Origin of the sequence: Vibrio pelagius (assembly GCF_024347575.1) — a bacterium.
Lineage (GTDB): Bacteria > Pseudomonadota > Gammaproteobacteria > Enterobacterales > Vibrionaceae > Vibrio > Vibrio pelagius.
Window position 1 is genome coordinate 1,788,973 of record NZ_AP025503.1, and the last position, 14,585, is coordinate 1,803,557.

General features: G+C 44.4%; 14 protein-coding genes. 3 read left to right on the forward strand and 11 right to left on the reverse strand.

What is annotated here, in order from left to right; all coding sequences use genetic code 11:
- Positions 1-188: 188 nt before the first annotated feature.
- The 6 genes from vsple_RS07670 to vsple_RS07695 all read right to left on the reverse strand — a co-directional run bounded on the left by vsple_RS07670 (position 189) and on the right by vsple_RS07695 (position 5,873).
- Positions 189-1,985 carry a M3 family oligoendopeptidase gene (locus vsple_RS07670; RefSeq protein ID WP_261881633.1) on the reverse strand — a complete coding sequence of 599 codons (1,797 nt, stop codon included), beginning with the start codon at positions 1,983-1,985 and terminating at the stop codon, positions 189-191.
- Positions 1,986-2,061: 76 nt separating this feature from the next.
- On the reverse strand, positions 2,062-2,685 hold the full coding sequence (locus vsple_RS07675) for a histidine phosphatase family protein (protein ID WP_261881634.1): 624 nt from the start codon (positions 2,683-2,685) through the stop codon (positions 2,062-2,064).
- Between the two features lie 10 nt (positions 2,686-2,695).
- Entirely contained in the window at positions 2,696-3,250 is a 555-nt protein-coding gene (gene cobU / locus vsple_RS07680; RefSeq protein WP_261881635.1) for a bifunctional adenosylcobinamide kinase/adenosylcobinamide-phosphate guanylyltransferase, read from the reverse strand.
- A gap of 9 nt (positions 3,251-3,259) precedes the next feature.
- Positions 3,260-4,069, reverse strand: a complete 810-nt coding sequence (locus vsple_RS07685) for an adenosylcobinamide-GDP ribazoletransferase (RefSeq protein ID WP_261881636.1) — start codon at positions 4,067-4,069, stop codon at positions 3,260-3,262.
- Positions 4,069-5,115, reverse strand: coding sequence for a nicotinate-nucleotide--dimethylbenzimidazole phosphoribosyltransferase (gene cobT, locus vsple_RS07690; RefSeq protein ID WP_261881637.1), 1,047 nt, complete (start codon positions 5,113-5,115; stop codon positions 4,069-4,071). The genes vsple_RS07685 and cobT overlap by 1 nt, the downstream gene beginning before the upstream one ends.
- Positions 5,116-5,261: 146 nt before the next feature.
- Entirely contained in the window at positions 5,262-5,873 is a 612-nt protein-coding gene (locus vsple_RS07695; protein WP_261881638.1) for a flavin reductase family protein, read from the reverse strand.
- Between the two features lie 413 nt (positions 5,874-6,286).
- Between vsple_RS07695 and vsple_RS07700 the strand changes: the two genes are divergently transcribed.
- Positions 6,287-7,660, forward strand: coding sequence for an L-cystine transporter (locus tag vsple_RS07700; protein WP_255230624.1), 1,374 nt, complete (start codon positions 6,287-6,289; stop codon positions 7,658-7,660).
- A gap of 99 nt (positions 7,661-7,759) precedes the next feature.
- On the opposite strand, the gene vsple_RS07705 is transcribed toward vsple_RS07700, so the two are convergent.
- Together vsple_RS07705 and vsple_RS07710 are read right to left on the reverse strand one after the other, a co-directional pair.
- Positions 7,760-8,155, reverse strand: a complete 396-nt coding sequence (locus vsple_RS07705; RefSeq protein WP_261881639.1) for a GlcG/HbpS family heme-binding protein — start codon at positions 8,153-8,155, stop codon at positions 7,760-7,762.
- Positions 8,156-8,165: 10 nt separating this feature from the next.
- Positions 8,166-9,140, reverse strand: a complete 975-nt coding sequence (locus vsple_RS07710; RefSeq protein WP_261881640.1) for an aldo/keto reductase — start codon at positions 9,138-9,140, stop codon at positions 8,166-8,168.
- A gap of 119 nt (positions 9,141-9,259) precedes the next feature.
- On the opposite strand from vsple_RS07710, the gene vsple_RS07715 reads away from it, so the two are divergent.
- Together vsple_RS07715 and vsple_RS07720 are read left to right on the forward strand one after the other, a co-directional pair.
- On the forward strand, positions 9,260-10,168 hold the full coding sequence (locus vsple_RS07715) for a LysR family transcriptional regulator (protein ID WP_261881641.1): 909 nt from the start codon (positions 9,260-9,262) through the stop codon (positions 10,166-10,168).
- Between the two features lie 245 nt (positions 10,169-10,413).
- Complete coding sequence (locus tag vsple_RS07720) at positions 10,414-10,602, forward strand: hypothetical protein (protein WP_261881642.1); 189 nt, start codon at positions 10,414-10,416, stop codon at positions 10,600-10,602.
- An 89-nt stretch (positions 10,603-10,691) separates the two neighbouring features.
- Here vsple_RS07720 and vsple_RS07725 read toward each other — a convergent pair whose 3' ends face one another.
- The 3 genes from vsple_RS07725 to vsple_RS07735 all read right to left on the reverse strand — a co-directional run bounded on the left by vsple_RS07725 (position 10,692) and on the right by vsple_RS07735 (position 14,450).
- Positions 10,692-12,299 (reverse strand): BCCT family transporter, encoded by a 1,608-nt coding sequence (locus vsple_RS07725; protein WP_261881643.1) that lies wholly within the window; start codon positions 12,297-12,299, stop codon positions 10,692-10,694.
- A gap of 419 nt (positions 12,300-12,718) precedes the next feature.
- A complete protein-coding gene (locus tag vsple_RS07730; RefSeq protein WP_261881644.1) occupies positions 12,719-13,240 on the reverse strand; it encodes a DUF2058 domain-containing protein in 522 nt (173 codons plus the stop codon).
- 151 nt (positions 13,241-13,391) lie between these two features.
- Positions 13,392-14,450, reverse strand: a complete 1,059-nt coding sequence (locus tag vsple_RS07735; RefSeq protein WP_261881645.1) for an AraC family transcriptional regulator — start codon at positions 14,448-14,450, stop codon at positions 13,392-13,394.
- Positions 14,451-14,585: the final 135 nt, after the last annotated feature.

Genomic DNA, 14,585 nt, shown 5'->3' on the forward strand with positions numbered 1-14,585 from the left:
GTGTTGCTAGGATCGCACTTATCAACAGAAACTCCGTTGTCACTCACAAATACTGCCCATAAATCGTTGTATTGGCCCTGTTCACAGCAGGGAGAATCAAACCTTGCGAGGTTTTTAAGCTATATCAATCAGATAAGAGCCGTGTAAACTACCACAGCTCTTATTGAGTATGAACCTATTAAGACCAATTAATTTTCCTGATTGAGCAGTCTTTCAAATTCGTCGATTTGGGCAGAGACCATATCGATACTCTGTTGCCAGAATTCCGCTTCAGTGAGATCCATACCTAAGTGCTTCGCCACCACATCTTCAGCCATCATGCTGCCTGTATCTCTAAGAAGAGCAACGTAGTCACTGTAAAAGTGTTCACCTTTCACTTCACGCTGTGCATATACGCCCTTACTGAATAGGTAACCGAACAGGTATGGATAGTTGTAGAAACTGACTTGCGAGATACTAAAGTGCAGTTTACTTGCCCAAAAGTATGGATCAGCCTCACTCATGGCGTCGCCGTACCACGCTTTCCATGTTTTCTCCATTAAATCACACAGCTGCTTAGCGGTAAGCTCGCCTTTTTCACGCTGTTCATAGAACGCTTTTTCAAACTCAAATCGTACTGGAATATTGATCATCAATACCAAGGATGAAGAGAGCTCTTCCCACAGCATTTCTAGCTTCTCATCACGCGTTTCTGCTTGTTTTAGCAAGTAGTCACGAACAATGTTTTCCGCAAAGATTGAAGCAGTTTCCGCCAACGTCATCGGGTAACGAGTTTGACACAGTGGCATGTCACGCATAACCCAGTTATGGAAGGCATGACCAAGCTCATGAGCAAGCGTCATCAGATCAGAACGACTGCCACTCCAAGTCATGAAGACCAGTGGCGAACGTGTCGCGGCGAATTTAGTGCAGTAAGCTCCCAAGCGTTTGTTTGGCGCTGGCGCTGCATCAATCCAACCGTTTTCAACCATAAGATCAACAAACTGTGCCATTTCTGGATTCACTTCAGCAAAAGCCGTTTTGATGACATCGATCGCTTCATCAAATGGGTAAACCTTAGATTGTGCATCACCAAGCGGTGGCATCGCAGCAAGATGATTCCACGGTTTCATCTCATCCAAACCATGTACTTTCGCCATCAGCAATCCCGCTTTTTGGCCTACCGAACGATTAGCTTTTGCCGTCGCCATCATGGTGTCGAGTGTTTCAGGTACAATACGGCTGCCATGCAGACTTGGCGCTAAGAAGTGCACATCACAGATCTTGGAGCGTTTTTTGTTTTCAGTTAAGCGCCAGCCTGCCAATGCGTTAAGAATGGAAGCGAACGATTCTTGATGCGTCGCCATTGCTTGTTGAACAGCGCGCCAAGCAGGTTCTTGTTTTTCAAACTCGCTGCCATAAAGAAGGCTTGCTGCTTGTGAGAAGCCAAGCACTTCCTCTTCGCCTTCGAGCTGCAGAGACAGTTTTAATGAACCCGTTAAGTTGTCGTATAAACGACCCCACGCATCACGACCATCAACTTCCATTGCCGCAAGCAGTTGCTCTTCAGCAACGCTTAAACGAGTTGCCGCGAGCTTACGAGAACTCTCGATAGCAAAGCCTTGGCCTGCGACATCTGGGCTGGCATGGTCTAGTACTTTTGTAATAAATTCCACGTCAGCGTGAATTAAAGTGTCTTCATATGGACTAAAAGCTTGAGACATTTCAGAGTTGAGTTTTGCCACTCGACCCAAAAGCTGCTTCGCTTCGGTATGCGTGGCATCCACTGACGCATGGCAATTTGCGAAGGTATGAATGGTTCCTAGCAGCGTGCCTGCCGCTTCTGAGGTTTGAATCGCATTCTGCATCGCGATCACGGTATCGCGCTTTTCAACATGAAGATAAAGCAGTTCGATACACTGCTCGATCAATTCAATATCTTGATCAATTTTTGAATCGTCTAATCCACGATATGCAATGCTCAAATCCCAACTTGGCGTTGTCATGAGTTCTGTCCTTATTCTGTGCGATGTTACATCGATAAATTGGTATATTAAAAAACCAGCTCTCACTGGCTGGTGCTTAAGGCGTCAATAATGGCTGCCCTATCACCTTCACACTGATATAGTTATTGTCTGTTTGTGTGATTTGAATGTGTGTCAGAGACGCATTGCCAATGGCAAGGTTGGAGTAAAGCGTTGGCTTCTTCCAATCAATATCCAAACAGTGCGCCAAAATCATTCGAATGACGCCACCATGCGTAACCAATAATGTATTGTCATTGGTGTAACTAATAAGTTGCGACCAACCTTGAATTACTCGTTGATGGAATGCCTGTAAACTTTCCGCTCCAGCAAGTTGGTTATTTGCTGGATCTTGCCAGAACGACTCTAAACTCTCCCATTGCCCGCTTAGAAGGTCGAAAGGCACGCCATCTACATCACCGAAATTCATCTCTTGCAGCTCGTCGATGCTCTGCAAAGGTATTGATTTGGCTTGCGCCGCTCTCTCTGCCAAATCATAACAACGGCGCAGTGGTGATGTTGCTACTGCATCAAATTTAATCGAAAGTGCTGTTATTGCTGCGCAAATCTCATCTTGGAGTGACGCGTCAACGAGCACGTCTGTCTTGCCATTGAGTGCAGCCTCTCCAAGTACTTTGCCATGACGAACGAGGTAAATATGTTTGGTACGTATCTTGTTCAATATGAGCCCGTTAGCCTTCGTTTTTTAGAACCATAGGTAACCCTGCTGCAATGAAAGTGACCCGCTTCACCACTTTCGCTAAGGCTTGGTTCATTCTGCCAGCATTGTCTACAAATAAACGAGACACTTGCCCCATAGGAACAACACCAAGCCCCACTTCATTCGAAACCAAAATGATAGTTGCAGGACTCGCTTCAACGGCATCGACTAACTCTTCTATCCAACTTTCGACTTGCGCGTTCGTCGCTTGCTCACCAAGCTGAAAAATCACATTGTTGAGCCAAAGTGTTAAGCAATCTACCAAAACCACATCTGATGCATTTAAATCACGCAGTGTTTTTGCAAGCTCAAGTGGTACTTCATGTTCTTGCCAACGTGCATCGCGTCGTTGTTGGTGATGAAGAATACGAGCCTCCATCTCTGCATCAAAACTGGTTGCAGTTGCTATGTAGTGCAGTTGAAGCCCTTCGTTGCTAGATTTCTCAATGGCTTGTTTTTCAGCGAAGCTCGACTTTCCTGAGCGTGCTCCACCAAGAATTAAATGCGTAGATTTTTGATGGTTCATGATTCGTGTTTACCCAATAAGCCCATTATAAAACGCAGCGATAAACAGTAAGTAAGTTGAAAGTTCGACCAGTTGCTGCGCGGCACCTAAGCAGTCTCCAGTAAAGCCACCAATACGAAGCGTTAACCAACGTTTAAGCAGTGTACGAACGGTATAACCAATGACCAACAACAAAGCGCTAAATTCAATACCAAACCATAAGCTCGGTATTAATCCAATGGTAATCAAAAATAGAGTTTCAGAGCGTGTCTGCTTATTGGCTAATGGCTTACTCTTGCTGGTATCGGGATCGCTTACATAAGGCATGTCATAAATCAGCGATGCGGCGATCGCTCGACTAAATGCGTAGCTAGAAACCAATATCATGAAAAGATCCGCGGTACTTGTTTGCCCAATGAGTTCACTCAGAAACACCCATTTACCCAATAGCGCCATGATCAAGGCAGAGGCACCATAAGTCCCAATACGACTGTCTTTCATAATGGTTAGGCGTCGCTCAAGGGTCATGCCTCCACCAATACCATCGGCCATATCTGTCAGGCCATCTTCGTGGAATGCACCTGTCAGCATTAAGCTGAATACCATCATAAGGATTAATGCGACGTCAGTAGGTAAGAACAAACTTAGCAAAACATAAACGCTGGCACACAGTAGACCGAGCATAATGCCGACCATTGAAAAATATCGCCCAGCTCGATTCATACGCTCTTCGGAATAAGGCGTATCGTGTGGCACCGGTAGACGAGAGAAGAAGCCCAACGCCAACAAAAACAGTTGCCACTGATATTTAAAGCCGCTGTTTGTCTCAGACTGGTCCATTACACCGTCACTCCAGCACTTTCAAAGCTTGCCATGTTGTTGTAAAACTCAGCGGCGGCCTTAATCAAAGGCAGTGCCAATGCAGCACCCGTGCCCTCACCCAACCTGAGTCCCAAGTCCAACATAGGGTCGGCATCTAACTCTCTCAACACATATTGATGCGCGTGTTCTTGAGATTTGTGTGCAAACAGCATGTAATCGCGACATCTTGGTTCAATTAAGTTCGCTACATATGCCGCCACCGAAACAATAAAACCATCAACTAAAATCGGTGTTTGCGCCTTTGCTGCGCCGATAAATCCACCAACCATTTGTACAATTTCAAATCCGCCCACTTCAGCAAGTACTTGCTCTACGTTTTTTCCTTTACAGCGTTCAACACCGTTGGCAACCACTTGCTGCTTTCGCTTAAGTTGTTCGTCATCTATTCCAGTACCAAGGCCAACACACTCTTTTGCATCTAACCCCGTTAAGGCGCTCAGTATTGCCGAAGCACTGCTGGTATTACCAATACCCATTTCACCAAACATAACGAGATTGCAGCCGTGCGCAATTTTACTTTCAATCAAAGACTGACCATAGCCGATCCCTTTCTCGACTTGCTCAAGTGACATCGCTGCTTGCTGATTAAAATTGTGAGTGCCGTTACCCAATCTTTGAGCGACCAATAACTCGGTATGACTACCCGAAATATCACTGGTATCTATGGCTTGTAAAATACCTGCGTCCACAACGGTTAAGTCAATATCGTTTAACCGACAGAAACAGTTGATCGCGGCGCCACCATGAACAAAGTTCAATACCATTTGCTGAGTCACGGCACTTGGGGCAATACTCACCCCTTCATCCGCAACTCCGTGATCACCAGCAAAAACAAACATTGAAGGCTTGGTGATTTGAATGTTCTCAATCGGTGTTTGACTTTGCTGGCTTTGAATAAGCGCCAGTTGAAAAGCGGTCTTCTCTAAAAGGCCAAGGGCGCCCAATGGTTTGGTTTTTTGATCGATTCGATTTTGTATAAACGCAGAGTGTTGAGTATCTAGCATGAAGATGACTTACCAATGTGATGATTTGAGACTTTTAATCGTTAAATGACGTTTTTTGCTGAGAGCGCAGTAGTTTCTTACGTAGAAAAATAGTTTCTTACATAGAAAAATCAGAAAGCTAAGCCCATCGTTGGCTCAGCTTTCGATTATTTTGGTCGTGCTACCGAAAAAACATTAGAGAGAGTTGCGTATTCACCGCCACCAAGACGTGACAACGGGTTTAACGCTAAAGCATCTATTTTCAATCGCTCACTGGTTTGATCGATAATCTCTTCAGCAATGTACACCGCTTCAACCTTTGCAAACACTAAGCTTTGGGGAACCTCTCCTACTTCTTTAACTTCAAAAAGCGTGCACCCAAACGCCACAGAGCAAGACTTAACTCGAGGCAAAGAGAAGCCTTCAAACTCGACCAACTCTATATCGTTCGCTTGTATTTCCGAATGATCATGATCCAGTGTTGCAGCTGTAGAGGTCATCACCTCCGCAGAGGATTCAGACGCGATATGAATAACTAACTTACCGGTTTCTATCGCATTTTTTGCAGTGTCTTTGATTTCACCTGTCGGCTTTTTACCCACAGAAAGCATCAACAATGGAGGCTGGCTCGATACTGGAGTGAAGTAGGAAAATGGAGCAAGATTAAATACATCACCACTTGATTTGGTCAGCGCCCACGCTATGGGACGAGGGACAACTGTTTGAGTCATCAGGTGGTAGATTTCATTTGCAGAGAGAGAATCGAACTGGAGGTTCATCGCGCTTCCTTGGCTGTGACAAAGTAACAATCAGTGTACTTGCTATCGTCTGATCTATCTATCGATAACTCGCCTTTCAAACTGCGATTGTTGTTGGATTGAACAAAATTCGCTCGAGTTAGAGTCGACTGCCGATGCGATGCTGTTTAGATTATTCGACAACAATTCAAAAAAATGTCCAAATCTTTCTCCGAGTGAGGTGTTCAATTTTTTGTCGAAATATCGTTAGATTGATGCCAGAACCATCACTCTGTTGAATATGCGAACAACTGTTCTTTTGGATATGACTAATTGTTCTATCAAATTACTTTTCCTTATTTTACGTTTTGTTACAGAACGTTATTTTAGCTAGCTGTGCTCACGCCTATACCCCTAGGCTCTTATTGTTCTGAAGTAATTCATAAGGAAATTCAATGTCACTCCCTGCTATCGCTGCCTTGGCGGTATTCACTGGTATTCTATTTTTTCTCTACGGGCAGCAGAAAAAAGAACACACACTTTCCCGCTTAGTGCTGCTTGGTCTTGTCTTTGGTAGTGGTTTTGGTCTTGCTCTACAACTGCTATTTGGCGAAGGCAACCCAATCATCAAAGAGACATTGGACTGGGTCAACATCGTTGGCCGTGGTTACGTTGGTTTACTCAAAATGGTGATCATGCCACTGGTGCTTGTTTCCATGATCGCAGCGGTTGTGAAACTTGAGAAAGGCGGCTCCCTAGGAAAGATTTCAGGCATCACCATTTCAATCTTATTGGCGACGACCGCAATCTCAGCAATCATCGGTATCATGGTAACGCAGGCATTTGGTCTGACTGCAGAGGGGCTTACAGAAGGTGCTCGTGAAACAGCACGTCTAGCAGCACTTGAAACTCGCGCAGACCGTGTCTCTGACCTGACTATCCCTCAAATGCTGGTTAGCTTTATTCCGACTAACCCATTTGCAGACCTAACTGGTGCTCGCTCTACTTCTATTATTGCCGTTGTTATTTTTGGTGTATTAACCGGTATTGCAGCACGTAAAGTGATGGCAGAAAAAGAAGAACTAGAGTCTCCGATTCGCACTTTTGTGGAAGCGGCTCAATCTATCGTTATGCGCCTAGTTAAGATGATCATGGCTCTAACGCCATACGGCATCGCTGCACTAATGGCGAAAGTTGTCGCAACATCAAGTGCTTCCGACATTCTTAGCCTACTCGGTTTCATCGTTGCTTCTTACGTGGCAATTTTACTGATGTTTGTGGTTCACGGCGTATTAGTTTCATTTTTTGGTGTGAACCCGAAAGAATACTTCAAGAAGATCTGGCCAGTACTGACCTTTGCATTCACATCGCGCAGTTCTGCAGCAACGATTCCTCTTAACGTTGAAGCACAAATCACTAAGCTCAATGTGCCACCAGCGATTGCAAACTTATCTGCGTCATTCGGTGCAACAATCGGTCAAAATGGCTGTGCGGGTATCTACCCTGCAATGCTAGCGGTAATGGTTGCGCCAACCATGGGTATCAATCCAATGGACATCAACTTCATCTTATCGCTGATCGCTATCATTACAGTAAGCTCATTTGGTATTGCTGGCGTAGGTGGCGGTGCAACGTTTGCAGCGTTAATCGTACTGCCTGCTATGGGGTTACCTGTGACTATCGCAGCACTGCTTATCTCTATCGAACCGCTTATCGATATGGCTCGTACTGCGCTAAACGTATCGGGTTCAATGACTGCAGGTACTATCACGAGTCGTATTTTGGGCAACAAAGAAGAGAAGAACGATCTTCAACAAGCTCAAGCATAACGTGCTAGTAAGCGTCGACTCAAGGCGAGCAACGTATACTCATTTAAGCTAAAGAAAACCGATGCGCTTGCATCGGTTTTTGTTTCTTGCGTAAGAATATTAAAGCTGAAGATCAGAGATACTTGACTGAGCAAGCAATTCATCTTCTTCCTCGCTCAAGCCACTGATACCAATAGCTCCAATAATACGGCCAGAGGAAACAATAGGTACGCCACCTTTAAAGCCAGTGATATTCGAGTCATTCCAATAACCCATATCTTTGCCTGTCGCACGCGCCCACTCACCTAAGTTACCACTTGGTTGACGATCACGCGCCGACGTATACGCTTTGCTTTTTGCGAGCAAACCAGCCTGGACACTAACGTCGTCCATTTTAGCGAATGCGATCAATTCACCGTGCGTATCACAAACAGCAACGGCAATTTGCTGCTGATTCTGAGCTGCTATTTCAATCGCCGTCGCAACCGCTTGTTGAGCTTTATTTAAAGTCAGCATGATTATTTACCTATGGTAGTGCTTGACCACGAGAGTAAACAAATAAGTTGTACCACTCTTCGCGAGTTAACTTAATCTGAGTCGCAGCAGCACTTGCGCGAATTCGGTCGAGATTAGTTGTGCCGATCACAGGTTGAATACCGGCTGGGTGGCGTAGAAGAAACGCTAATACAATCGCTTCGCTCGTCACACCGTATTTCTCAGAAAGTTGTTGAACGTATTTCGAAGTCGCTCGTACACTTTCGTCCTCTGAATTTAAACCCTGCTCAGAGAAGCGTCCTTGTGCCAAACAACCCCATGCTTGAAGTTGCACGCCATGAGCTCGGCAGTACTCTAGTGTGCCCGGAGCCCAATCAGACTCATTCAACCCTTGAGAATTAACTAGAACAACATCGTTAAGCCAATCCAGTTTCGCTAGGCTCATTTCCATCTGGTTAACCACTAAAGGTTGGTCAAGAGCAGATTGCAGATACTCAATCTGATGACCACTCATGTTAGACACACCAAAATGTTCGACCTTACCCGCTGCATGCAGGTCTTGAAGCGTACGAGCTAACTCATCAAGCTCCATCAATGGATCAGGGCGGTGTAATAAGAGTACGTCTAGCTTCTCCGTATTTAAGCGTTCAAGAATGCCTTCCACAGAGCTCTGCACCCATTGCGCAGAGAAATCATAGCGTCCAACATTACCTTCGCCTTGAAAACGAATGCCACATTTCGATTGCAGAAACATTTGATCGCGCAATTCAGGCTGGCTCTTTAGTACTTGGCCAAAGGCCTGCTCTGCTTTAGAAAATGTATAAATGTCTGCATGATCAAAAAGATTGATACCTGAAGCCATTGCCGTTTCGATAATACCTTGTGTTTGGTAAACATCATCTTGAGAAACAGGGTTGTCGTTCCAACCACCGCCTAGCCCCATACAGCCGTAAGCAATCTCACTGACGTTGGTTAAATGTTTTGATAAAGGAAGTACGTTTTTCATTGTTCATTCTCGTATTCATGAAATCAGCCTCAATCATATTGTTCTACAAGAAAAACAGAATAGCCTGAATCCGAAATAATTGTTCGTTATAATGAACAAATGAAAACTGGAGATAAGATATGAATGAGCACAAACGAATAGAAAGGTTGATGTTGTTTGTTGAGCTTGCTCAACAGCTCAACTTCACCAAAGCAGCAGAACAACTGGGGATTTCAAAAAGTTACTTGTCGGAACAGATAAAACGTTTAGAAAGCGACTTAGAGTGTCCGTTGTTAGTCCGGACCACACGCAGTGTTCGACTCACGCTTCAAGGTGAACGAGCACTTGCTCAAGGATTGGTAATTCGATCTCAAGTCCTCGACCTAGAGCGAAGCGTGTCGGATGAACATGAAGCGATTAAAGGGGTTTTAAGGATCACAGCACCAAAAATGTTCACAGAGATCTTTCTGTCTGATCTGTGCCAACGCTTCCAAGCGATCTATCCAGACATCTATTTCGAAATTAATAGCAGCTACACGACCTATGACCTCAATCGTGAAGATATCGACATTGCGTTTCGAGCGACCAATACTCCACCAGAGAATATGGTGGCTAAAAAGTTATTTTCGTATCAACATGACCTCGTTGCGGCGCCAAGCTATCTAGAAAAGTGTGGTGAACCTAAGTCACTCGACGATCTGCAAGATCATCAGTGTCTTGCGACCCTACACCAACATGAATGGCCATTTAACAGTGGTAGCGTGCATGTATCTGGCTGGTTATCAAGCAACGAGAACCACCTTTTAAAACAGCAAGCTGTACACGGCAGCGGTATAATCCGTATCGCGAGTTATTACGTTGCTGAAGAGGTAAAGCAAGGTCGTTTAACACCACTGCTTACCCATGAATGCATCGCTAATGGGAATTCCATCTACCTGTTTTATCCTCAAATGGTCTACCCAGCTAGAAAACACAAAGCGTTTGTGCAATTCGTTCAAGACTACTTCAAAGAGCTTCAACTCAAAAACTCATTCTCTATTCATCAATAACTGATACCGATTTACCAAAAACATACACCAAAACAGGCAACACAATTTGTTACCTTTTCATACAGGTTCAAGTGATCGTCTTTCGCGCCGTATCCGAATAACCTTAACATTGTCGGTGTATGTTTATACGCTTTGGCATACATATCGCTCATTTAGAAAATGACTTAAAAATGCCATCAAATCGAAACATGAATTTGCGTTACTGAAAATGCCCATTGAGACAATGAGTACAATCAGGAGGATGTATGAAATACTGCCCGTTCTGCTCGACCGAATTAATCGAAAGACACCATGCACAGGTGTGCCCACGAAATGAGATCGGTGAATGCCGCTTTGATGGCTATGAACATTACGAACAACGTATGTTGGCCGACCTTTCGCCAGACAACCTTGATGCGAATAGCAACGTCTATCGTCGAATCCCAGAAAGGTGATCCACTTCTGACGCTCTTCGAATTACGATTCATAAAAAACGCCCTTGCAAAAACAAGGGCGTAAAGTCATTACCTAAGTTCACAACACGTTATTGTTTCGCGGTATCAGTCGCCACTTTTGGTTGTTCAACTTCAGTCATAAGACCTTTAATCAGGCTTACACAACCTAGTATTAGGATGATGGTAAACGGCAATGCAGCGATGATTGTAATTGATTGCAGTGCTTGAATAGATTGCGTGCCACCAATCCACAGCATAACCATTGCAATTGCACCTGAAATGATTGCCCAGACAACTTTTTGGCGAACAGGCACTTCTAACTTACCGCCTGCAGTCATACCATCGATAACGATAGAACCAGAGTCCAGAGTGGTCACGAAGAATACAATAATAAGCGCAACCGCAATCACAGATAGAATGTTACCTAGCGGGTAGGCGTCTAACATGTAGAACAAGCTTAGAGAAACATCAGCGATACCCTGATCAATACCCAGTTGTCCAACCTTGTCCATCACTTGCTCAATCGCCACTCCACCAAAGATAGACATCCAAGCCGTAGTAACAAGCGTAGGGATGATCAGAACGCATAATAGGAACTCACGAACCGTACGGCCTTTAGAGATACGAGCCACGAACATACCGAAGAACGGTGCGTAGGCTACCCACCATGCCCAGTAAAATACTGTCCAACCATGTAACCAAGTGGTGTCTTCACGACCTGTTGTTTGACTTAGCGGGATAATGTTCTTCACGTAACCAGTTACCGCTGTCGCAAGCGAGTCTAGAACCGTAGTGAAGTTAAGCACTGCGATAAAACCTAGGAAAACAAACGCGATAACCATGTTTAGGTTACTCAGTAGTTTTACACCACCGTCCATACCACGTAGTACAGAAACGATTGCCAGCACCATAATTAACGCAATGATTAACTGTTGTAGGAATAGATTGTTCTCTAAACCAAATACATGGCTAATACCACTCGCGGCTTGCGTGCCACCTAAACCAAGTGAAGTCGCTAGACCAAATAGTGTTACTAGTACCGTCATCACGTCGATAACGTCGCCTGTTTTACCCCAAACTTTGTCTCCAAGAATTGGGTAGAAAACTGAACGCATCGATAGTGGTAAACCTTTGTTATAAACAAAGTAAGCAAGGCACAGTGCTGCCATACCGTAAATTGCCCAAGCATGCAGACCCCAGTGGAATACCGTGGCGCCAAGTGCCGCTTCGCGGCCAGCTTCAGTGTAAGCTTCCGCATTTAATGGTGTGCCGTACCAGTCAGTAAAGAACGCAGTGGGTTCAGCCACACCCCAGAAGATAAGACCAATACCCATGCCTGCAGCAAACAGCATCGCAATCCAAGATGTCGTGGTGTAGTCCGCTGTCGCATTTTCGCCACCAAGTCGAATTTTACCCAATGGAGAGAATGCTAAACCGATAGCGAAAATGAGTAGAAGGTTCGCGCCCCACATAAATAGGAAATCGAAGTTCGCGAGAACGGCGGCTTTTACCGTGTCAATTGCAGCTTTTGCATCGCCGGGTGCCATTGCGAGAAGTGTAACAATGAAGAGAATTGAAAGGCCTACCGAAGCCGTGAAAACCGTGTTGTGGACATCCATGCCCCACTTATTAATGTTGTCTTGACCGACTTGATAATCTGTTGAATCTATACTGTATTTTTTTGACTTAAAACTCATAAATTAAGGTGTACACATATTCGACAATTCGAATATAAGGACCAACTCCATATCCAATTAAAATTTGATCAGCGCGCCGTACCATATAAAAGGGTGAAAATAAGTGAATTTAATCAATCACTTACGGCGTCTTGCTCAATCCCGATGGCGCTATTATAACACAGAATAAAACATTTTTTTGGTAACCCCTGCGTATTAGCCCACCAAGGTCAGTATAAATATCTGATTATAAAGGTTTTATTAGTGGTAACTTTTTTCAAAAAATAATTAGAGTACAAATTAATTTTTGTCTTGAATGAGTGAATTATTGACGTTAGCAAACGACGACTGATGTGTTCGTGTTATCTACGGCATAAAAAAATGCAGTTGACTCATACGAGCACAACTGCATTTTTAATTCGTTAAGGCTTAGTGCCTAATTACCACATCAAATCATCCGGTACGACGAAATCTTTGTACGGGTCATCTTCATCAACCACTTCTTCTGAAGTAGTCTGAGTATCAACGATAGACTCTTCGTCACGCATCGCAATCTTGTTCGCAACGCTGGTCGGGATAATCACGTATCCTTCGCCATCACGAGCAATACTTAAAATACCTTTACTTAGCTGCTTTTGAGTCAACTCTTCAACGTAAAGGTGTTTAACTAACGTACCGTCAGTAAAGTTGTATTTGATCTCGCCATCTTTTTGCTCGATCTTATTCATCGCAATCAACTGTTTCACCTGAGCTTTTATTTCTTTGCTCAGTTGTTTCTCTTTCATTTGTTGATTCAGCTCTTTGTCTTTCGCTTGTTGTGCCAAACGGTTCTCTTCTGCGGCAGCTTTCGCCTCGCGCGCTTGAACGCGTGACTTCTTAGAGCCTTTCTTTGCTTTTTTCAGCTTTTTCTCATTAACCAAGCCAGCTTTCAGCATCTGCTCTTGGAGTGTTAACTTTGCCATGACTTTCCCAGTTCAGGATTAAAAACGGCACTATCATACCTGTTTTTTGTCATTCTGTTTATATCCCCTACTCGGTTTATGACAAGGATAAAGAGTCAAATTGCTAAACTTGCTGTTATTCACACCCTAAAATCTATTCACGCCCTAGAAACTAGGACAAACGTTGGCGAAATTGTACGGGCGTCTGTTTCATCCACCCCTTAAATGCGCGTCTGAAGTTAGCTGAATCACTGTATCCAAGGCGCTCACCGATATCTTCTACACTGATGTCGGTATTTAGTAGCAACTCTTTCGCCAGTTCTCGACGCACTTCGGCAAGTAAATCATGGTAGCTCGTCGCCTCTTTTGAGAGCTCCCGTCGCAATGTTCGTGAGGAGCAACCAAATTCCTCCGCTAATTGCTCAATCGTCGGAAACTGACCAGGTTCTTGATAAAGCATAGATCTCACTTGATTACTCAAAATAGAAGGGGAGCCCAGACTCGACATAATGCTATGGCAAGATGCCAAATAACGCTCGAGAGTCGCAGCATCATGATTCGGCAGTGGTTTGTGGAGTAAATCACGATCAAAGCGGAGTTCACACAACATGTGGTTAAATTCAACCTGACAACCAAACCGATGCCGGTATTTATTACCATGCCCAGACAATGAATACATAGGCTCAGGATAAGAGAGACGCAACGCATTGAGCTTGAGAGGCTGGCGAGTTAGTTGATAAAACAGAGAAACAAGAGAACTGAAAAAGTACTCGCAGCAAAAAGGTAACATTTCACCGATATCCAAAGAGTTCTCGATTCGAATGATTGCTTCATCGGCGTCTTGAATCAATGCTACGGAGAATATCGGACCGTTGAGCCTAAGATATTTGAAACCACTTTTAACGGCTTGCAACACGTTTTCACTCGTCGCTAGCACGTAACCTAGCACGCCAAAATGGTTCAACCTCGCCTGCTGCCCAAGCCACAAACCCAGCCCCTCTTGAGGCAGTAGACGATTCACCGCCTTGAACACAATCAACTTGTCGGCAAAGCTAAGTTGAATATTCGGATCTTGCCAATCAATGTTAACTAGACCAAGAGAAGACAGTAGCGCTTTGCCATTGATACCACGAGTTTCTAAGCTATCAAACAGCAATGCAATATCTAAGCTTCCCAACGGTTGATAAGCACTACTTGGCTGATATGCCGCCAATATTTTCTCTTCTGTCATGACTGTTCCATCATCCGTCGTCGGCTTCCCTTCTAATTAATAATTGAGTTGGCCTCTCTATTGGAACTTTACCATCTCCAAATCCCACAGCGTGAGAGCAAACCCAATGGTGTCCGATAATGACCTAACTTTTCG